At 44.8% G+C, this 19,997-nt stretch carries 18 protein-coding genes and 1 other annotated feature; of the genes, 15 read left to right on the forward strand and 3 right to left on the reverse strand.

Going from position 1 to position 19,997, the window contains the following annotated elements; genetic code table 11:
- Entirely contained in the window at positions 1 to 762 is a 762-nt protein-coding gene (locus tag CXM95_RS01950) for an ABC transporter permease (protein ID WP_080555166.1), read from the forward strand.
- 73 nt (positions 763 to 835) lie between these two features.
- Here the strand turns inward: CXM95_RS01950 and CXM95_RS01955 are convergent, their stop codons facing one another.
- Positions 836 to 1,741 carry a sensor histidine kinase gene (locus CXM95_RS01955; RefSeq protein WP_005232328.1) on the reverse strand — a complete coding sequence of 302 codons (906 nt, stop codon included), beginning with the start codon at positions 1,739 to 1,741 and terminating at the stop codon, positions 836 to 838.
- 14 nt (positions 1,742 to 1,755) lie between these two features.
- A complete protein-coding gene (locus CXM95_RS01960; RefSeq protein ID WP_005232327.1) occupies positions 1,756 to 2,424 on the reverse strand; it encodes a response regulator transcription factor in 669 nt (222 codons plus the stop codon).
- 157 nt (positions 2,425 to 2,581) lie between these two features.
- Between CXM95_RS01960 and CXM95_RS01965 the strand changes: the two genes are divergently transcribed.
- The 7 genes from CXM95_RS01965 to CXM95_RS01995 all read left to right on the forward strand — a co-directional run bounded on the left by CXM95_RS01965 (position 2,582) and on the right by CXM95_RS01995 (position 9,294).
- Entirely contained in the window at positions 2,582 to 3,274 is a 693-nt protein-coding gene (locus CXM95_RS01965) for an NAD-dependent protein deacylase (RefSeq protein ID WP_005232325.1), read from the forward strand.
- 13 nt (positions 3,275 to 3,287) lie between these two features.
- On the forward strand, positions 3,288 to 4,136 hold the full coding sequence (locus tag CXM95_RS01970) for a chorismate mutase (RefSeq protein WP_061053669.1): 849 nt from the start codon (positions 3,288 to 3,290) through the stop codon (positions 4,134 to 4,136).
- Positions 4,133 to 4,657, forward strand: a complete 525-nt coding sequence (locus CXM95_RS01975) for a transcription repressor NadR (protein WP_016611442.1) — start codon at positions 4,133 to 4,135, stop codon at positions 4,655 to 4,657. The genes CXM95_RS01970 and CXM95_RS01975 overlap by 4 nt, the downstream gene beginning before the upstream one ends.
- Before the next feature lie 120 nt (positions 4,658 to 4,777).
- Positions 4,778 to 5,016: a binding site (T-box leader), on the forward strand.
- A 360-nt stretch (positions 5,017 to 5,376) separates the two neighbouring features.
- Positions 5,377 to 6,453 (forward strand): methionine ABC transporter ATP-binding protein, encoded by a 1,077-nt coding sequence (locus tag CXM95_RS01980; protein WP_005232319.1) that lies wholly within the window; start codon positions 5,377 to 5,379, stop codon positions 6,451 to 6,453.
- Entirely contained in the window at positions 6,454 to 7,134 is a 681-nt protein-coding gene (locus tag CXM95_RS01985) for a methionine ABC transporter permease (protein ID WP_005232318.1), read from the forward strand.
- Between the two features lie 52 nt (positions 7,135 to 7,186).
- Positions 7,187 to 8,026 carry a MetQ/NlpA family ABC transporter substrate-binding protein gene (locus tag CXM95_RS01990; RefSeq protein WP_008376213.1) on the forward strand — a complete coding sequence of 280 codons (840 nt, stop codon included), beginning with the start codon at positions 7,187 to 7,189 and terminating at the stop codon, positions 8,024 to 8,026.
- 59 nt (positions 8,027 to 8,085) lie between these two features.
- Entirely contained in the window at positions 8,086 to 9,294 is a 1,209-nt protein-coding gene (locus CXM95_RS01995) for a M20 family metallopeptidase (RefSeq protein ID WP_005232314.1), read from the forward strand.
- A gap of 93 nt (positions 9,295 to 9,387) precedes the next feature.
- Here the strand turns inward: CXM95_RS01995 and def are convergent, their stop codons facing one another.
- Positions 9,388 to 9,951 (reverse strand): peptide deformylase, encoded by a 564-nt coding sequence (def, locus tag CXM95_RS02000; RefSeq protein WP_005227211.1) that lies wholly within the window; start codon positions 9,949 to 9,951, stop codon positions 9,388 to 9,390.
- 246 nt (positions 9,952 to 10,197) lie between these two features.
- Between def and CXM95_RS02005 the strand changes: the two genes are divergently transcribed.
- The 7 genes from CXM95_RS02005 (at position 10,198) to CXM95_RS02035 (ending at position 19,867) form a co-directional block, all read left to right on the forward strand.
- A complete protein-coding gene (locus CXM95_RS02005; protein WP_199559933.1) occupies positions 10,198 to 11,262 on the forward strand; it encodes a DUF871 domain-containing protein in 1,065 nt (354 codons plus the stop codon).
- The gene (gene murQ, locus CXM95_RS02010; protein ID WP_042890168.1) at positions 11,255 to 12,163 is read left to right on the forward strand and encodes an N-acetylmuramic acid 6-phosphate etherase; all 909 of its coding nucleotides are present in this window, start codon (positions 11,255 to 11,257) and stop codon (positions 12,161 to 12,163) included. Before CXM95_RS02005 ends, murQ begins: the two co-directional genes overlap by 8 nt.
- Positions 12,163 to 14,175, forward strand: coding sequence for a glucose PTS transporter subunit IIA (locus CXM95_RS02015; RefSeq protein WP_101698786.1), 2,013 nt, complete (start codon positions 12,163 to 12,165; stop codon positions 14,173 to 14,175). The genes murQ and CXM95_RS02015 overlap by 1 nt, the downstream gene beginning before the upstream one ends.
- Before the next feature lie 128 nt (positions 14,176 to 14,303).
- A complete protein-coding gene (locus CXM95_RS02020; protein ID WP_101698787.1) occupies positions 14,304 to 15,335 on the forward strand; it encodes an LPXTG cell wall anchor domain-containing protein in 1,032 nt (343 codons plus the stop codon).
- Positions 15,336 to 15,601: 266 nt separating this feature from the next.
- Positions 15,602 to 16,270, forward strand: coding sequence for a TetR/AcrR family transcriptional regulator (locus tag CXM95_RS02025; RefSeq protein WP_005232294.1), 669 nt, complete (start codon positions 15,602 to 15,604; stop codon positions 16,268 to 16,270).
- Entirely contained in the window at positions 16,263 to 17,990 is a 1,728-nt protein-coding gene (locus CXM95_RS02030) for an ABC transporter ATP-binding protein (protein ID WP_008376197.1), read from the forward strand. Before CXM95_RS02025 ends, CXM95_RS02030 begins: the two co-directional genes overlap by 8 nt.
- Entirely contained in the window at positions 17,987 to 19,867 is a 1,881-nt protein-coding gene (locus CXM95_RS02035; protein WP_061053672.1) for an ABC transporter ATP-binding protein, read from the forward strand. The genes CXM95_RS02030 and CXM95_RS02035 overlap by 4 nt, the downstream gene beginning before the upstream one ends.
- Positions 19,868 to 19,997: the final 130 nt, after the last annotated feature.

The following is a 19,997-nucleotide window of genomic DNA, read 5'->3' on the forward strand; positions in this document are numbered from 1 at the left end:
ATGTTGAATTTTATTCGAGCCGATTTGTATCGTTTATCAAGAAGTAAAAGTTTTTGGATCACAGAAGGAATTATTTTATTGTTGGTGATTTTATCCGTTGTTTCCAATGGTAGTGTAGGGGTCACTCTTGGGGATAGTACGCAAACAGCAGGCAGCCTTACGGAAATGACTGGCTTTCTGGCGATCCAGACCAGTCTGTCTTCCATGTTGCTGTATTACTCCTTGCCATTGGTGATGCAGGTCTTAGGCAGTGAGTACACGAAAGGGACCATGAAGAATATCATTACCGTTGGTGTCTCCAAACCCGCTTATCTTTTTGGGAAATTCTTGGTTTATACATTGGTGCTGGTCTTACAGATCGTCGCGATTTGTTTGGTGAGCTTTGTAGCGGGAACGGTTATTGGGGGGATTGGTTATAATGACCTTTCACAGATAGAAAACTTGTTGTATTATTTCGTTAGTTTTGTACTGATTTTATTAGCGACTTCCTCTTTTGCAGTGCTAGTTTTGTATTTGACCAAAAATACAGCGGTCAGCGTGTTGGCGACGATTTTTATTCCGATGGCCTTTGCGATTGCCCGAATCTCTTTACCCAACTGGAAGTTTTTAGAATACTTGGACTTTCAAGGCGGTTTAGAGATGGTGACCATGACTACTTTCCAAACATGGGAAACAGTCCAACCCATTTTTCTTGGGAGCCTGATCAGTTTATTGCTTTGCCTCTTGGCTGCGCATCTGGTGTTTAAGAGACAAGAATTGTAAGAGCAGAAAAACGCCCAACCGTATCGACTAGTGAAGGTCGAGCGATTGGGTGTTTTTTGTGTATAGCCATGAGTTAGTGGGATTCAACGGACTGCTGCCAAAAAAGGGTCAAACGAAACGTCTCTTCGGTTGTATCCAATTGGATCTTGCCGTCTAATGCATTAGTCAATGCCGCGATGATATACAGACCAAGTCCGGCTTGCTGTTTATGCCGTGAAAGGTCTTCGGTATAAAAGCGGTGGGTCAATTTTTCTGGGTGCTGGATCGGTGATCTCAGCTGATTTTCCTGTTGGAAAACGATGCGATCTCCTTGCTGATTCAAGCGGATCGTCCCCGTTTCACTGCCATGTTCCAGCAGGTTACCAAGGACATTTTGGAAAATTCGTTGCCAGCTTTTTTTATCTGAAATGATCATGATGTTGGGTTGGATCGCAACCGTCAGTGATAAATGGTTTTCCTCAAAAGAAGGATAAAGCTGGAGCAGTTCTTCTTCCAATAAACGAGAAAGATTGAATTCTTCCAAAGTCAAAGCGAGCTGATTGTCTTTGAGACGCTGATAGGTCAACAACTGTTCCAGATGATTTTCGACTTTTTCTAGGTTGCTGCTGACTTTATCCAGCAGCTGTAGTTGTTGCGGGGTGAGGGTCGCATCGGCTTGCAGCAGTTGTGTGTAGCCGCTGGCGACCGTCAAAGGTGTGCGTAAGTCGTGAGAGATATTTTGAATGGCTTGTTCCAACTGCTGGTTTTCTTGCAGCATTTGATAGTGTTGCTGCTTATTTTTTCTAAGTATCTGATTGTTTAACAAGGCGATCGCTTTTAAAGCGGGGACGCGGGTCTGTAAATGGATCTCTTGATTTGTTTCGATTTCGCTGATTCTTGTTAATTGCTGGTGGTACTTTTTTAGATCATATAGTAAGAAAAACCAATAGCCAAACAATAACACAACGATCAGAGCGGCGAAAAACTGAAGTATATGCATGAGGTTCCTCCTTTTTAAGCTAGCTTGACGCCGATGCCCCAGACAGTATCGATATACGCTTCATCTGGATCGAGTGTTTTGATTTTGCTGCGTAAATGGCTGATATGGACATTGATCGTGTTTTCTTCACCGTAGTAAGGTTCTTGCCAAACAGCTTCATAGAGCATTTCTTTGGTATAAACTTTTTTGGGGTTCGCTAAGAGCAGGGAAAAAATCTCAAACTCCTTTTTCTTTAACTGAACCGTTGCCTCTCCTCGTTGCAGCTGAAACGAGTCAGGCAACAGTTGAATGTTTTTATACGAGTGGCTGCTGGCAACTGGAGGGGGTTGTTTATTTGTTCGCAATTGAACAATGATACGTGCCTTTAATTCTTCGACATTGAAGGGTTTGGTCAAGTAATCATTGGCCCCCGCCAGCAAAAGGGTGGAAACATCGGCTGGTTCATCTAAGGCAGTCAAGATAATGACGGGGACCGTGGAGGTTTGGCGAATCTCTTGCAAGACTTGTGTCCCATCTTTACCGGGGAGCATTCGATCTAGCAAAATCAAGTCGAAAGCATCTTGCTGAAAAAGCAGCAGACCTTCCGTGCCTGAATAGGCTTGCTGGACGGTATAGTCAGCTGCTAAAATAGTAGCCAACATTTCGCTGATCTCATTGTTGTCTTCGATAATCAAAATTTTCATTTGGTTTTCCCATTCTTCTTGTATTTATTGCATTTATTATAAGCAATTCCGCAAGAAAAAGCATTAGTTGCTTTTAAAAAAGAAAATGGCTGATTTTTCGCAAAAACGGTTCTTTTTCGGTTAGAATAAGAGAAAAGCCATAAAGGAAGTTCGAACGATGAAGGTATCTATTGAGCAAGCAATCGCAACGGTCACCGCCGCATCATCCGTGACCTTTTTGACGGGTGCCGGTGTTTCAACCCCATCGGGCATTCCTGATTACCGTTCCTTAAAAGGGGTCTATCAAGGACTGGCCCAGCCAGAGTATTTGTTAAGCCATGACTGTTTAGAAAACGAACCGGAAACATTTTATCAGTTCGTCAAGCACCTCTACCATCCTCAGGCCCAGCCGAACATCATTCATCAAAAAATGGCTGCGCTGCAAACGAAAAAAACAGTTTGGGTCGTTTCACAAAACATCGATGGACTGCATGAAAAAGCGGGGAGTCACCAAAGAATCGATTTTCACGGCTCCTTGTACAACTGTTATTGCCGAAAATGCGGTAATCCGGTACCTTGGCAAGCGTATTTGCAGGATTGGCACCATGCAGGATGTGACGGTCAGATTCGGCCGGCGATCGTGCTTTATGGGGAAGGATTTACGGATGAAACCATTGAGGGAGCCATTCAAGCCGTTGCTCAAGCCGACCTGACGGTGGTCGTGGGGACTTCGCTGCAAGTCTATCCTTTTGCAGGGCTAGTCGATTACAGCCAGCAGGTGTTGGTCATCAATAAGGAACCATTGGCGATCCCGAATGAATATGGCATGTTGACCGCAGCAGCCGAAACGTTTTTCCAGAAAATTGAATGAAGGAGTTTATGATATGACACAACGTACCGAAAAAGAGAAAATGATTGCTGGCGAATTGTACTTTTCCCCAGATCCAGAATTGGTGGCAGACCGGAAATATGCCCGTGAACAAATGAACCTGATCAACCAAGAAACTGATACAAAAATCAAAGAGCAGTTACTAAAAGAAACTTTCGGCTCTGTGACTGGTCGAATCTATATCGAACCGAATGTCCGCTTTGATTATGGCTACAATATTTCTGTCGGCAAAAACTTCTATGCTAACTACGACTGTGTGCTATTAGATGTTTGTCCAATTACCTTTGGTGACAACTGTATGCTGGCACCCAATGTTCGGTTGTTTACGGCGACTCATCCATTGCATCCGGTCAAACGAAATAGCGGCTTAGAATTAGGGGCACCGATCGTGATTGGCGATAACGCGTGGATCGGTGGCGCGGCCACGATTTTGCCGGGGGTGCGCTTAGGTAACAATGTCGTGGTGGGGGCTGGCAGTGTGGTCACAAAATCATTCCCAGACAATGTTGTGCTGGCGGGAAATCCGGCACGGGTCATCAAGACGATCGACTTGGAAGAAGAAAACAACCAGCAAGATCCTTTGGCTGTTCAGCGAGCGGCAATTGATGACCTTGATTGGCAGCTCACGCATCTTTTAGAAAAACGCATGAGTACAGTTAATGAAATCGTGCAATTGAAGAAAAGTAGTCAGTTGCCGGTTTTAGATGAAAATCGTGAAGAGAAAGTGCTGAAAAATATTCGGCAGGCGATTTCAAATCAAGCCTATGAGGAAACGATTTTAGCCATGTTTCAATCAATTATGAAACACTCAAAAACCTATCAAGAGAATCAATTGGAGGAATGAGTATGGATGGAGCAACACGTCGAGAAACGATTTTAGCGGCATTGAAGCAAGCGGACAAAGCGATCAGTGCCAGCAAACTGGCAGAATCACTAGGAGTCAGTCGCCAAATCATCGTTGGGGACATTGCCTTGCTGCGAGCAGCCGGTGAAGCGATCGCGGCCACTGCTCGCGGCTATCGACTGCAAGCACTGTTGAATGAGGCGGGGCATGTCAGCAAGCTAGCGGTGCAGCATCGGCCTGAACAAACCGAAGAAGAATTGCGGATTTTTGTCGCTTGTGGCGTGGAAGTGGTCGATGTCATCGTTGAACATGAAATCTATGGAGAGATCACTGGCAATTTGCAGATTCAAACAGACCAAGACGTGACTGATTTCATCAACAAAACCAAACATGCAGAAGCCCGCTTGCTCTCAGATTTAACCAATGGGGTACACTTGCATACGTTGCGTTACACCGATCCTGCGGCTCTGGAAAAAGCCAAACAACAGTTAGCAGAAAAAGGCATGCTCTATCAAAATTGAGGCGTAAACCATTCTGGCAAGGACGCTATCGGCAGTCTTGGGGAACACTTAGATGAAAAAATTGTGATTTTTTGTTGACAAGGCGTTCATTTTCCAGTAAAGTACAACTCAACAAGAATAATGAATCTGTTGAGAAGGAAAGTAACCGCGGATACTTTAAAGAGAGACTCTGGTTGGTGGAAAGAGTCAAGTCAGAAGCGATGAAAAATGGCCTTGGAGGATTGATTGTCGATAAGTAGGCAATCACGGATGCGCACTACCGTTACAAAGTGCACCAATCTCTAGCACGGCTAGACGTTGAGTTGAGGGAAGGGAAACCTTCTAAACAAAAGGTGGTAACACGAGTATTCGTCCTTTTACTAGCAAACGCTGGTAAAAGGACTTTTTTTATACACAAAAATCAAATAGCACCACACACGAAGAATTGGTAAGTACAAAAGCACGTTTTTTCAACAGAGAGCTTCGGTAGCTGAAAAGAAGCATCAAACGACTTTTAGAAAATGGCCAAGGAGTGATTCGTTCCGAGCAGTAGTTTGCAAGGCGACGACGGTAGCGACCGTTATCTGGCTAGAGTATGATCGTACTCGAAAAGGAGCTGTATGCGAGTACAGCTTAAACTGAGGTGGTAACACGCAAAAAGGCGTCCTCAAACAAGTCACAGGTGACTTGTTTGAGGATGCCTTTTTTTATTGAAAAAGACAAGAACTAGGGGGAAGACGATGATTTCATTAAAAGATATATCAGTAACATTCAATCAATCAAAGAAACCCGCGATCCAAGCGGTCAAAAACGTATCGATCGAGATCGACAAAGGGGACGTGTACGGCATCGTGGGTTACTCAGGCGCCGGGAAAAGTACACTCGTCCGTGTGATCAACTTATTGCAGCGCCCAAGCAGCGGCAGCGTCGTCGTCAACGGCACGGAGCTGACCACACTTTCTGCGAAAGACCTGCGAGAAAAACGGAAAACGATCGGAATGATCTTTCAGCACTTCAACTTGATGGACAGCCGCAATGTTTTTGATAACGTGGATTTTTCCTTGAAATATGGGGGACGGTCCAAACAGGAACGTCATCAAAAAGTAACCGAGCTACTGACGCTTGTTGGATTGGAAGAAAAAGCCCAAGCGTTTCCTAGCCAACTATCTGGAGGGCAAAAGCAGCGGGTCGCCATTGCCAGAGCTTTGGCAAATGATCCAGAGATCTTGCTGTGCGATGAGGCAACTAGCGCCCTTGATCCGAAAACGACCTTACAGATATTGGCTTTGTTGAAAAAATTAAATCGGACTCTCGGTTTGACCATCGTGATCATTACCCATGAAATGCAAGTTGTCAAAGAAATCTGCAACAAAGTGGCAGTGATGGAAGACGGTGAAGTTATTGAGCAAGGTTCGAGCGTTCAGATTTTTAGCCAACCAGAAAAACCATTGACCAAAGATTTCATCCGAACGGCGACGCACATCGACCAAGCCTTAGAAACGATCCTCGGCAGTTCGAAGTTTTCTTCCTTGGCACCGAATGAATGGCTGGTGGAGCTGTCCTACGTGGGGGATCAAACCAATGAACCACTGATCGCCCAATTGTACAGTCGCTACAAAGTGACCACCAATATTCTTTACGGTAACGTGGAGATCTTGCAAGAAGTGCCGATCGGCAGCTTGGTCGTTAGCTTATCCGGAGAGTACCAACAGCGCAAACATGCCTTAGAATATTTGAAGTCTCAAGGAGTGTACACCAATATTTTAAAAGAAAATCATGCAGAACCATTAAACAATGTGATTAAAGGAGGATTTTAGATGGCTGCCTTATTAGAAAGATATTTTCCCAATGTTGTTGCGATCCAAGATGAATTTGTCGCAGCAACGATCCAAACCTTGTATATGGTTTTTTGGACCTCCTTGATCGCGGGCATCTTAGGCATCTTGTTAGGGATCGTCCTGGTAGTGACTCGACCGAGTGGAATTTTAGAAAATCGACCACTCTTTGAATTTCTCGATAAGGTCATCAATGTGGTCCGCTCGATCCCTTTTATTATCTTATTGACGTTGCTAGGAACCTTTACCCGATTTCTTGTGGGAACGACGATCGGCGAAACAGCAGCATTGGTTCCTCTGATTGCTGGGATCATTCCTTTCTTTGCTCGGCAGATCGAGATTGCCTTGCTAGAAGTTGACCCCGGTGTCGTGGAAGCAGCCGAAGCGATGGGCACCAGTCCTTTCGGCATCATTTTTCGGGTCTATTTGCCAGAAGGCGTGGCGGGAATCATTCGGGTCTCTGCATTGACCGTGATCAATGTGATCGGATTGACCGCCATGGCAGGAGCAGTTGGCGCTGGCGGTTTAGGTAACTTAGCCATCACCCGCGGGTACAACCGATTCCAGACCGATGTCACGATCATGGCGACCTTGATCATCTTAGTATTCGTTTTTATCAGTCAATTTGTCAGCAACCTACTCATTAAACGAGTATCACACTGACCACCACTTACGTACAAATAAAAAAACAAGCAAGTCTATGGAGGAAGAAAAAATGAAAAAAATCGTACAATCAATCGTCTTAGGGGCAGCATTATTATTTATTACCGGATGCGGAAACAATGGCAGTGCCGCAGCCACTGATCAAGAAGAAGTCACTGTGAAATTAGGAGTGATTGGCGCGGACACCGATGTCTGGGATGATGTCAAAGATCGTTTGAAAGACGAAGGCATCAATTTAGAATATGTCCAATTCTCTGATTACAATCAACCCAACGCAGCATTAGCGGATGGTTCCATTGACCTCAATTCATTCCAACACCAATTTTTCTTGGACAATTATAATAAAGAATTTGGTACCGATCTCGTATCGATCGGCAATACAGTCAACGCGCCATTAGGCATTTATTCCGACAAAGTGACGGATGTCAACGACTTGGCTGAAGGAGCTAAAGTTGCGATCCCGAATGATGTGACCAATGGTGGTCGGGCATTACTCTTGTTACAATCAGCTGGATTGATCAAAGTGGATGAAGCAGCCGGACAAACACCAACGGTCGCGGATATTACTGAAAACCGTTTGAATTTAGAAATTTCGGAACTTGATGCAGCGCAAACAGCCCGGGCACTTTCCGATGTCGATGTTTCTGTTATCAATAGCGGCATGGCGGTAGATGCAGGATTTGTGCCTACCGAAGATGCAATCTTTTTAGAGCCTGTTGATGAAACGGCCCGTCCTTACGTCAACATCATTGCCGCCCGTAAAGAAGATGAAGACAATGAAGTTTACCAAAAAGTGGTTGCTGCTTACCAAACAGAGGATACGAAAAAAGTCATCGAGGAAACGTCAAAAGGATCAAGTGTTCCTGCTTGGGAAACCTTTGGGGCAAAATAAGTACCACGTAATTTGATATAAAATTGAAAAAACATGTATAAAAAAGGAGAGATTTGATTATGACAACAGCAACTATTACAAAAGCAACGATTAAACCATTTATCCAAGAGCGTTTAGCCGCTTATCAAGCCTTGGCATTAGATATCCATAATCACCCAGAAGTCAGCAACTATGAGTTTTACTCAGCCGATGCCCTGATCGCCCAATTAGAAAAAGAAGGCTTTGCTGTTAAAAAGGATGTCGCAGGACATCGTACCGGCTTTGATGCCCGCTATGTCAGTGGAAAACCGGGCCCAACGATTGCCTTTTTAGCTGAGTACGATGCGTTACCAGGGATCGGTCATGCTTGTGGGCACAATCTCTTCGGGACTTATTCCGTCTTAGCAGCCAGTGCCCTGCAACCTTTCATCGATGAGCTAGGCGGGGAGATTCGAGTCTATGGGACGCCAGGAGAAGAAGGTGGGGAAAATGGTTCCGCTAAAGGCAGTTTTGTCCGTGAAGGGTTCTTCAATGATGTCGATGCCGCTCTTTGTGTCCATCCAGCCCATCGCTATGGCAAAACGACAGCGTCATTAGCCAATGATCCAGTGGATATCAAGTTCTATGGTCGAGCTTCCCATGCGGCAGCTGCACCAGAAAAAGGCATCAACGCGTTAGAAGCATTGCTGCAAGTCTTTAACGGGATCAATGGATTGCGTCTGCACTTACCAAAAGACGTCAATATTCATGGTGTGATCACCGATGGTGGCGTGGCAGCCAATGTCGTGCCAGAATATGCAGCCGGTCGTTTTTATTTACGAGCAGCCAATCGAGCGACCTTGAACGATGTCTACGAGAAAGTCGAAAACATCGTCAAAGGAGCCGCTTTAGCCACGGGAGCGACCTATGAATTCGGCTTGTTCCAAAACTCCGTCGACGATGTGATCGTGACACCAAGTTTTGATGAGATCTTCTTTGCCCATGCCCAAGAAGCGGGCGTACCTGCCGATGAGATCGATACGGAAGCCAAAACAAGTCTTGGTTCTTCTGATGTCGGCAATGTCAGTCAAGTGATCCCGACGATCCAACCCACCGTTTCGATTTCAGATGACTACATTGCGGGTCATTCGGAAGAATTCAAAGCCGCTGCCAAGAGTGAAAAAGGCTTGCAGTCGATCGCTATCGCGGCTGAACTTTTAGCGCTGACCGCGTTAGATCTTTTTGAACAACCGGCGTTATTAGAAAAAATCAAAGCCGATCATCAAGAAAGCCTAGCAAAAGGCAATTAACGCCAAAACCTTGAAAGAAGATATCCAGAGGATACTCAATAATATAGAAGAAAAAAAAGTCTCTGCCGCAAAATGTCGGTAGAGACTTTTTAGTTAGTCGATGACTAAAATGCCTTCTTTCAATGAAAAAGGATTTTGTTGATTGATATGATCGTAGAACATGACCCCGTTCAAATGATCGATCTCATGCTGAACGACGATTGCAGGATAGTTCTTCAAACGAACTTTTTTCTTTTTGCCGTTGATGTCGTAATAGCTGATCGTGATCCGGGCATGGCGTACCACGTAGCCAGGGACTTCACGGTCCACGGACAGGCAGCCCTCGCCTTCACCCAAACAAGCTTCTTGCACGGAATGACTTAAAATTTTGGGATTGTAAAGAACATCTTTAAAATCAGGTTCAGTTTTTTCTGGGTCGCTGCTAGGGACGAGGACCGCTGTGATTCGTTTTGAAATATCTAATTGAGGAGCTGCTAGACCAACACCACCTCTTAATTCGAGTTCTTCTGCCTTGACTGGGTCTTGGCTGTTTTCTAAAAAGGTCATCATTTCTTTTCCTAGTGCGATATCTTCTTCGCTCAAAGGAAAAGGTACTTCTTTTGCTACTTCACGCAAGGTTGGATTGCCTTCGCGAATAATATCATCCATTGTAATCATTGATGATGTGATTCCTCCTACTATGTAAAAATGACGAAAGCAAGTTTCGTTCCTAATAAAGTGTACCACAAGTGCAGAAAGAAGGGCATAAGAAAGTTTAAACGGTAAAGCTTTCTTATTAAATGAAACGATATTTCTGTATTGGTGATTTAATTATGAAATATAGTTGCGGACAGAAAGAGAATCAGTTATAATACTTTTATAGAAAACGGTATCACGAAAGTGACTCACCAAGGAGGCAAAGAGATGTTCGGCTTTTCTGTATTTATGAACGAAGACTTGACGGCAGCAGAACTTGAGCAGATGACTGCGATGGCATCAGGCTTTAAAGGGATTTTCACCTCCATGCACATACCAGAAGACGATCGCAGTACCTATCGGCAGCGTCTGACGGACTTGGGAGGTTTCGCACAAGACCATCAGCTGTCTTTAATGGTAGATATTTCTGGAAACGCCTTAGCAGAAGCGGGCTTTTCCATCGACAATCTGGCGGAACTAAGGGGAATCGGTGTCACTGGTTTACGAATGGACTATGCCATCGACAATCAACAAATCGCAGCTTTTTCAAAGGAAATGACCATCAGTTTGAATGCCAGTACATTAACGGAAAAAGACATTCGAGAGCTGCAGGCGTATGGAGCCGATTTTACTCGTTTGGAAGCTTGGCACAATTATTACCCCCGACCAGAAACAGGACTGGATGCTGACTGGTTTCAGGAGAAGAACCGCTGGTTGAAAGCACAAGGCTTTTTCGTCCAAGCCTTTGTTCCAGGAGATGCCAAGAAACGCGGACCGTTATTTCAAGGATTACCCACACTGGAAAGACACCGCAACTGGTCGCCTTTTGCCGCAGCGATCGACTTGTTGGCTACTGGCTCAGTTGATGCTGTTTACATTGGTGATGGGATGGTTTCTGCAAAAAGTGCGCAGCAGTTTGCGACGTATCTGCAAGAAGCGCGGATCGTTTTGCGGGTCAAAGATCTTGGTTCTACTTACTTTGAACACGTACTAGGGGATCACCAGAATCGTTACGATGAAGCTCGGGATGTCTTGCGCAGTGCTGATGCCCGTTTCAATGCTATTCCAGAAGTCAAACCTGAACTTAGTCAAGAGCGGACAATTGGTGCTGTGACGATCGATAACCAAGAGTATTTGCGCTATATGGGAGAGATTCAAGTGTGCAAACGTCCTTTGCCAGCAGACCCAAAAGTCAACCTCGCCGCTCAGGTGATACCAGCTGATCTGCCTTTGATCCAACAAATCAAAGCAGGGATGCGATTTAAATTAGAAAGAGATGATTCCAATGAATAAAATCAATTTAGACAAATTAACGACTGAACGACGCAATAGCGAAACGAGTAATTTAGATGAAATGACAATTTTAGAAGCGTGTCAAAAAATGAACCAAGAAGATCAAAAAGTTGCCTATGCGGTGGAAAATGAAATTCCTAGTATTGAAAAAGTGATTGAACAAACTATCGCTGCTTTTAAAAAAGGCGGACGCTTGATTTATCTTGGCGCTGGGACAAGTGGTCGATTAGGCGTCTTGGATGCGGCCGAATGTGTCCCAACCTTTGGGGTATCACCTGAGATGGTGGTCGGTCTGATCGCCGGTGGTGAAGAAGCGATGACGGTCGCTGTCGAAGGAGCAGAAGACTCCTTAACGCTAGGGAAACAAGACCTTGTCGATCTGAAGTTGAACCCAAATGACATGGTGATCGGGATCGCTGCCAGTGGTAGAACGCCTTACGTGATTGGGGCTCTTGATTACGCCAATGAGCTTGGTGCCACAACGGCTACGATCGCTTGTAACAAAGATGCGGAGATCTCTCAACATGCCAGCTTTCCAATTGAAGTCGATTGTGGCCCAGAGTTTCTGACGGGTTCGACTCGTTTGAAATCAGGAACTGCCCAAAAATTGATTTTGAATATGATCTCGACGTTATCGATGGTAGGGATCGGTAAAGTCTACAATAATTTGATGGTCGACGTGAAAGCGACCAACGAAAAATTGGTGGAACGCTCAAAACGGATCATCATGCAGGCAACTGAAGCTGATTATGAAACAGCCGCTGCAGCATTTGAAGAAGCAGATCAGAATGTCAAATTGGCGATCGTGATGCTGTTGACGGATAGCACGAAAGACGAAGCACAAGCAAAACTTGCCACGGCACAAGGGTTTGTCAAAACGGCGTTAGGAGGAGAAAAGTAATGGCAAAAGAAACACTGACGGTAGAAGAGTTAGCGGAGAAGATTTTTCAAGAAGCCGGCGGAATGGACAACGTAGAAACAGTCAATCACTGTATGACTCGCGTACGAATGACCGTCCGCGACCACGACAAGGTCGATCAACAAGGGTTAAAAGAGATTCCCGGCGTGATGGGTGTCGTCAATGACGAGCAGCTGCAAGTCATTATCGGACCAGGGAAAGTCAACAAAGTAGCTAACGCAATGGTGGCAAAAGCCGGTGTTGATTTAGGGCAAGAGATCCCGCAGCAAAAATCAGGCAAAGAGGCGTTATCAGAAAAAACGGCAGAGATGAAAGCAGCCCAAAAAGCCAAACAAAAATCATCACCATTGAAGTCGCTGCTGAAAGACATTTCAAATATCTTTGTTCCAATGATTCCAGCCTTCGTTGGTGCAGGACTCGTTGCAGGGATCGCCTCCGTTCTGACCAACATGATCACTGCTGGAAATTTAGATGGAGACACTTGGAATTATTATGTCATGATTTTAAACGTCCTAAGAAATGGGATGTTCACCTATTTAGCAATCTTTACTGGGGTCAATGCTGCGCAGGTCTTTAAAGCCAATCCAACCCTTGGTGGAGTGATCGGTTCGATCATCTTGCTGACCGGTATGAACCCAGAAGCCCCGATCCAAAACTTGTTCACCGGCGAAGCTTTAGCTGCCAACCAAGGAGGGATCATCGGTGTGATCTTCGCTGTATGGCTTTTGGCGAAATTAGAGGCAGTGCTGCATCGAGTGATTCCTGAAGCGATCGATATTATCGTGACCCCGACGTTGTGTTTGTTGATCATCGGTTTGACGGAGATTTTCTTGATCATGCCATTGGCAGGTCTGATCTCTGACAGCTTAGTCGGTTCAATCACTTGGGTCTTGAATGTGGGCGGTGCGTTTTCTGGGTTTGTCTTAGGGGCGGCCTTCCTACCAATGGTCATGTTTGGTTTGCATCAAATTTTGACCCCGATCCACATCCAAATGATCGAAGCAACAGGCAGCACGCAATTATTACCGATTTTAGCCATGGCTGGTGCCGGTCAAGTCGGAGCAGCTTTCGCCTTATGGGTACGACTACGTAAAGACAAAGAGCTTTCTGAAATGATCAAAGGTGCATTGCCAGTTGGGATCTTAGGTATCGGCGAACCATTGATCTACGGAGTGACATTGCCATTAGGTCGACCATTTATCACTGCTTGTATTGGTGGTGGGATCGGTGGTGCGGTCATTGGCGCTTTGACAAATATCGGCGCAACGGCGATTGGACCATCAGGGCTAGCTTTGATTCCATTGATTGCCAACGGCCGTTGGATGGGCTATATTTTCGGCTTGTTAGCAGGCTATGCTGGCGGCTTCGTTGTCACCTACTTCTTTGGGATTCCTAAAGATCGCTTAGAAGCAGTCAAAGGGATTGAGGCAGAGGAGGCAAAACCAGCTGCAACCGTCACTGTGCAACCGCAACCAAAAGAAACGAGTGAAACGGCTGCAAAGGAAACGGCAGCAAATTCATCAGCAACAACGATCGATACACCCTTATACGCAGTAGCAACAGGTACGACAAAATCGATCAGCGCGTCAAGTGATCCGGTATTTTCGCAAAAAATGATGGGCGACGGGTATTTCGTCTTGCCAGACAATGGGGCGATCTTTGCACCAGCAGCAGGAACCGTCACGACGATTTTCCCAACGAAACATGCATTGGGGATCAAGACTGCTAGCGGGCTAGAGATTCTGCTGCACATGGGTGTCGACACCGTCGAATTGCAAGGAGCACCTTTTGAGATCCTGGTGGAGGAAGGCCAAGCGGTGACACCAGCCACCCAAGTTGCCCAAGTCGATTTGGCGCAGCTGACAGCCAAAGGCAAAGCCTCTGAGATGCTCGTTATTATCACCAATATGGACCAAGCAGCCAACGTTGAACTGTTACCGATCGCGGAAACAAACGCAGGTCAAGCAGTGATGCACGTGGCAACGATAAAATAATGATAAAACCTCTATCTGATAAAGATGGAGGTTTTTTTTAAGAAGTTACTAAATTGATTGCGGAAACGAGGCCTTTATGTTACAGTTTCGTTACAAAGGGAGAAATCCCATACGAGGAGGCAATGACGATGAAAAAAATAATTTGGTTCGGACTAATGACGCTGGCATTTTCACCAATGATGGTTCATGCAGATGAAACGGCTACGAGTGGAAGTGACAATCCGGTTGCCGTTAGCGAGACGCTTTCATCAGAAGGGCAAACAGACAGTGAGCAGATTCAAAATTCTGCCCAAGAAAGTACAGATGAAAACCAAGAAACGGATCAATCCGCTACTTCAGAAACTACAGCTGACGAGAATCAAGAGCCAGTCGATTCCGAAGCCGTTATTGCCTCGATCCAAGCAGAGACAGGGACGCAAAACGTCAATGAGATCAACACGTTAGCCGATGAACCTAGTTCGCTGCGTAGCGCCTTAACCCAAGGGATCACTGAAGGCAGTGTGACCGCATTTACCCAAGAACAGTTGGACCAGTTGACAGATGAAGAATTGACCAATGGCAATCGCCTAGCGATACGTTATTCTAGTGATGCGATGGGCTTTGATATTGCTTACTTGGCAAAAATCATCGGCGCCTTGTTTGTCGATCAGACGTTATCCTGGGAAGCCATTGAGCCGCAACTGGCTTTTGATGCGAATAGCTACGCCAGTTTTGCTGACTTGATTCCTGTCGTGGATCAGTTGCAGGAATATTTACGGGTCGTCTATCCAGCAGACGGAGTCTTTTTACATTTGAATCAAGCCGTTTCCAAAGAATGGATGATTTCAATTTTGACCAATTTGAATCAGATGGAACAAGAGATGCAAGTCGATCCAGGTGCCTTTGTCCCAGGAAGGATCTCTTATATCATTCAAGCGGCAAATGATTCCATGTATCTGCCTACAGGCACGCAAACGAGTACGACTGAAGAAGCGACGGCAACATCGACGACTGCTCAAGAAACAGCGACAACGACTTCTTCGAAAGAGGCCAACGCTACTGCCGATGGTGAAAAAACATTACCTAAAACCAATGAAGCGCCAAGCTATACCTTACTGATCGCCGGTGTTATCCTGCTGCTGATCGTTTTCTTGATTTTATGGCGCCGAAAGAAAAAATGATCGTTATTTATAATCGGCAGAATGAAAAAATAGCAACCTTCGTTTTCCATCAGGGAAACGAAGGTTTTTTGTTTTCAGAAATTTCATTGGTTATTTCTTTTCAAATAACACCCTTTATAAAAAGACCAGAATCGATTCCTTCATAAAAAAGTCAAATTTAAATTCTTGCATTCTCTGGTGAGGGGTGTATAATGACACAGTGTCATATGACAACGTGTCATATCGAGAGCTGTGATTTATTTTAAATTAGAAAGGAGTTGCTTGTGATGCCGACCGATACATTTTTTCACTTGCCGCCGGAAAAACAAAAGCGCATCTTAAATGCGGCGAAAAAAGAATTCTCAAGGCTGCCGTTGAAAGACGCCTCGATCGCCAATATCATCAAAGATGCCGAGATTCCTCGTGGGAGTTTTTATCAATACTTCGAAAACAAAGAAGATCTTTATTACTATTATTTCCATACGTTGAAAAAAAATAGTCAGCGAGATCTGCTGAAATCGATCCAACATGAAAACGGGGATCTGTTTGCGGGGTTCGAATGGTACTTTTCACGGATGATCGCCGAGGTTTTCAAAGGCAAAAACGCAAACTTTTACCGCAATTTATTTATGAGTATGGATTATCGTTCCTTCCATAAAGTCGTTCCAGAGATGCAGCACAAGATGCATCAAGAACACAAAGCCGATCGGCAGAAGCAACAAGCCATCTTTTTGTCAGAGGTCGACAAAGATTTATTGAAAGTCAAAGACGACCATGAGTTGAAAATGCTGATCCAGCTGCTGATGCATACCGTCTTTTCGACGATTGCCGAAGCCTATCGCCAATCAGCATTTGATCCAGACTATGATCCTGCCGAAGCGATCGCTGATTTCAACAGTAAAGTCCGCTGGTTAAGAGAGGGCGCAAAAAAAGAAAGAGGGGAAACCTATGATTAAGCTGATAAAACGCGTATCCGTCATTTCCATAATCATGGCAGTGGTGTTTATGGTGATCCAAGTCGTTTCTGATTTGTATCTACCGACATTGACTTCCAATATTATCAACAATGGGGTGGCGACAGGGGACATTGATTACATTTGGAAAACCGGCTTTTACATGATCGGCTTTTCATTGATCAGTATCATCGCCGCTTTAGGAAATACGTATTTTGCAACAAGAGAATCACAAAAATTAGGACAAAAACTACGTTCGGACATTTACCAAAAAGTTGAGAATTTTTCTTCTCGTTCTTTCGATAAATTTGGGACCGCATCATTGATCACACGAACCACTAACGACGTCAACCAAATTCAAATGGTGACGCAAATGTTTTTACGTATGATGATCAATGCACCGATCACACTGATTGGGGCGAGCTTCTTGGCCTATCAAAAAGATGCCCAATTAACACGAATCTTTTTAGTCGTTATTCCTATCATGCTAGTATTAGTTGGCGGTATTATGTATTTTGCCGTTCCGTTATTCAAAAGTATGCAAAAGAAAACTGACCGTTTGAACTTAGTCTTTCGTGAAGGCTTGACGGGGGTCCGCGTTATTCGGGCATTTGACAAGACGGATTATGAAGCGAATCGCTTTGATCAAGCCAACAAAGATTACACCCACACCGCGATCAAAGTAAATACCATCGTGGCCTTGATGATGCCTTTGATGACGTTGATCATGAGTGGAACGAACATTGCCATCACATGGTTTGGTGGTCATTATATTGCCGAAATGACCTTAGAAGTCGGGAACCTGATTGCGTTTATGACTTATGCGATGCAAATTTTGATCAGCTTTATGATGCTGTCCATGATCTTCGTGATGGTGCCAAGAGCCCAAGCATCAGCTGACCGGATCAACGAAGTCTTAAATGAAGAAGATGAAATTCTCGATCCAAAAACACCAGCGACATTGAGCTTACAAGGGGATCAAGCAACCTTGACTTTTGACCATGTGGCGTATCGCTACCAAGGCGCTGAGAAATTGGCGTTGGAAGATATCGACTTCCAAGCAAAATCTGGTGATTTTGTTGCCATCATCGGTGGGACGGGCTCAGGGAAAACGACACTAGTCAATCTCTTGCCTCGTTTGTACGATGTGGAGTCTGGTGCAATCAAAATCAATGGGGTCAATATTGCAGAAATCACCCAGCATAATCTACGAGAAGTCGTGGGCTTTGTTCCGCAAAAAGCGGTACTGTTTTCCGGTACCATTCGTGAAAATATGAAATATGGAAAACCTGATGCGACAGACGAAGAAATCTGGCAAGCATTAGAGATCGCCCAAGCCAAAGATTTTGTCTCCGAACTGGCAGATGGCTTAGATAGCCGTGTAGAACAAGGCGGCGGCAACTTCTCTGGTGGACAACGTCAACGTTTAGCGATTGCTCGTGCGTTAGTGAAACAAGCAGATGTCTATGTCTTTGATGATTCCTTCTCCGCATTGGACTTCAAAACCGATGCAAACTTACGAGCAGCGCTGAAACGCGACATGCAAGACAGCATCATGGTCGTGGTTGCCCAACGGGTCAGCACCGTCATGGATGCCGATACGATCTTAGTATTAGATGAAGGACAACTCGTAGGGAAAGGGACCCATGAATCATTAATGGCAGACAATGAAACCTATCAAGAAATCGTTTCTTCACAATTGAGAGAGGAGGATCTTGCATGAGTGAAAAGAAAACAACAACACAACACCGTGGCGGACCAATGGGTGGCGGCCCGGGCCGTAACATCGGTGCCAAAGGACCAAAACCAAAAAACTTTTGGGGGACGGTCAAACGGCTTTTCGGGTACATGTCGAAACGCTCCATCGCTATCATTGCCGTCTTCGTTTTAGCGATCGCAGCCGTGATCTTCCAAATCCAAACACCGAAAATTTTAGGGGAAGCGACCACTGAAATTTTTAAAGGGGTCATGATCGGTACACAGCAGATGCAAGCCGGCCAACAGGTGACAGAATTTCCTATCGATTTTGAGAAAGTTGGTCAAATCATTTTGATCGCGATCGGCATGTATGTGATTTCAGCCGTCTTCAACTTTCTACAACAGTTTATTATGACCCGTGTCTCTCAACGAACGGTTTATGAGCTGCGTCGAGACTTAGATGAAAAAATGAACCGCTTGCCGATCTCTTACTATGATACTCACTCAAATGGGGATATCATGTCACGGGCAATCAATGATATGGATAATATCGCAAGTACCCTGCAACAAAATTTGACCCAATTTATTACGAGTGTCGTGACCTTTATCGGGGTTTTGTGGATGATGCTGACGATCAGTTGGCAACTGACTTTGATTGCTTTAGCAACGGTTCCTTTAAGCTTGATCGTCGTGATGATCGTCGCACCAAAATCGCAAAAATTCTTTGCGGCCCAACAAAAAAGTTTAGGATTGCTCAATGACCAAGTCGAAGAAACTTACGGCGGTCATACAGTAGTCAAAACCTTCAACCATGAAGCTGCCGATCAAGTCGTTTTTGAAGAAGAAAATGACCGTCTGTATTCCGCTGGTTGGAAAGCCCAATTTATTTCAGCGATCATTATGCCCTTGATGAACTTCATTAAAAACTTAGGCTATGTCTTCGTGGCTGTCCTTGGTGGGATCAAAGTGGCGAATGGGAACATGACGTTAGGGGATGTGCAAGCATTCTTGCAATACACCAATCAATTCTCTCAACCAATCACTCAAATCGCTAGCTTACTAAACACCATCCAATCAACCGTTGCATCTGCCGAACGGGTCTTTGAAGTCTTGGATGAAGAAGAAATGAATGATGAGCCTTCTGGTTTACCAGTGGAAGACAGTGAATACAAAGTTCGTTTCGATCATGTTCAATTTGGTTATGCCCCAGACAAATTATTGATGACCGATTTTAATCTGGATGTCAAAGCTGGTGAGATGGTGGCTATCGTAGGACCAACCGGCGCTGGGAAAACCACGCTGATCAATCTCTTGGAACGTTTTTATGATGTTTCTGGCGGTAGCATTCGTTATGATGGCAGAGATACCCGAGACTTGACTCGTGATGAATTGCGTAGTAATATCTCGATGGTGCTGCAAGATACGTGGTTGTTTACCGGCTCCATCTATGACAACATTCATTATGGAAATGAAAAAGCGACCAAAGAACAAGTGATTGCTGCGGCGAAGGCTGCCCATGTGGATGATTTTGTTCGCAAATTGCCAGAAGGCTATGATACGGTCTTGAATGAAGAAGCCAGCAACATCTCCCAAGGTCAACGTCAGCTGATCACGATCGCCCGCGCCTTCTTAGCGGATCCAGACGTCTTGATTTTGGATGAAGCAACTTCTAGTGTCGATACGCGGACTGAGATCTTGATCCAGAAAGCAATGGGACGTTTGTTAGAAAATCGGACCAGCTTTGTGGTTGCTCACCGTCTCTCTACGATTCGTGATGCTGACAATATCATCGTGATGAATCACGGATCTATTGTTGAAACTGGAAACCATGAGGAATTGATGGCGCAAAACGGTTTCTATGCAGACCTTTATAACAGTCAATTTTCAGAAGAAGTGGCGTGATCCACTGTTTGTAATGAAAGAAATTCTTCCCCAAATGATGATAAACAGACCGCCAAAGGTTGACTGAAAGAAAGCAGTGATTGTCACTGCTTTCTTTTTTTATGAATTTTTATCGCTTTAATTTAAATAT

Origin of the sequence: Enterococcus sp. CR-Ec1 (assembly GCF_002850555.1) — a bacterium.
GTDB lineage: Bacteria > Bacillota > Bacilli > Lactobacillales > Enterococcaceae > Enterococcus_D > Enterococcus_D entomosocium.

Excerpts from the sequence above, each read along its gene's own strand:
- CXM95_RS02035 (WP_061053672.1), top strand. The coding sequence starts at position 17,987 with ATGAGTGAAAAGAAAACAACAACACAACACCGTGGCGGACCAATGGGT.
- CXM95_RS01975 (WP_016611442.1), top strand. The coding sequence starts at position 4,133 with ATGAGTATGGATGGAGCAACACGTCGAGAAACGATTTTAGCGGCATTG.
- CXM95_RS02025 (WP_005232294.1), top strand. The coding sequence starts at position 15,602 with ATGCCGACCGATACATTTTTTCACTTGCCGCCGGAAAAACAAAAGCGC.
- CXM95_RS01960 (WP_005232327.1), bottom strand. The coding sequence starts at position 2,424 with ATGAAAATTTTGATTATCGAAGACAACAATGAGATCAGCGAAATGTTG.
- CXM95_RS01965 (WP_005232325.1), top strand. The coding sequence starts at position 2,582 with ATGAAGGTATCTATTGAGCAAGCAATCGCAACGGTCACCGCCGCATCA.
- def (WP_005227211.1), bottom strand. The coding sequence starts at position 9,951 with ATGATTACAATGGATGATATTATTCGCGAAGGCAATCCAACCTTGCGT.
- CXM95_RS01955 (WP_005232328.1), bottom strand. The coding sequence starts at position 1,741 with ATGCATATACTTCAGTTTTTCGCCGCTCTGATCGTTGTGTTATTGTTT.
- CXM95_RS02020 (WP_101698787.1), top strand. The coding sequence starts at position 14,304 with ATGAAAAAAATAATTTGGTTCGGACTAATGACGCTGGCATTTTCACCA.
- murQ (WP_042890168.1), top strand. The coding sequence starts at position 11,255 with ATGAATAAAATCAATTTAGACAAATTAACGACTGAACGACGCAATAGC.
- CXM95_RS01970 (WP_061053669.1), top strand. The coding sequence starts at position 3,288 with ATGACACAACGTACCGAAAAAGAGAAAATGATTGCTGGCGAATTGTAC.
- CXM95_RS01980 (WP_005232319.1), top strand. The coding sequence starts at position 5,377 with ATGATTTCATTAAAAGATATATCAGTAACATTCAATCAATCAAAGAAA.
- CXM95_RS01950 (WP_080555166.1), top strand. The coding sequence starts at position 1 with ATGTTGAATTTTATTCGAGCCGATTTGTATCGTTTATCAAGAAGTAAA.
- CXM95_RS01990 (WP_008376213.1), top strand. The coding sequence starts at position 7,187 with ATGAAAAAAATCGTACAATCAATCGTCTTAGGGGCAGCATTATTATTT.
- CXM95_RS01995 (WP_005232314.1), top strand. The coding sequence starts at position 8,086 with ATGACAACAGCAACTATTACAAAAGCAACGATTAAACCATTTATCCAA.
- CXM95_RS02005 (WP_199559933.1), top strand. The coding sequence starts at position 10,198 with ATGTTCGGCTTTTCTGTATTTATGAACGAAGACTTGACGGCAGCAGAA.
- CXM95_RS02030 (WP_008376197.1), top strand. The coding sequence starts at position 16,263 with ATGATTAAGCTGATAAAACGCGTATCCGTCATTTCCATAATCATGGCA.
- CXM95_RS02015 (WP_101698786.1), top strand. The coding sequence starts at position 12,163 with ATGGCAAAAGAAACACTGACGGTAGAAGAGTTAGCGGAGAAGATTTTT.
- CXM95_RS01985 (WP_005232318.1), top strand. The coding sequence starts at position 6,454 with ATGGCTGCCTTATTAGAAAGATATTTTCCCAATGTTGTTGCGATCCAA.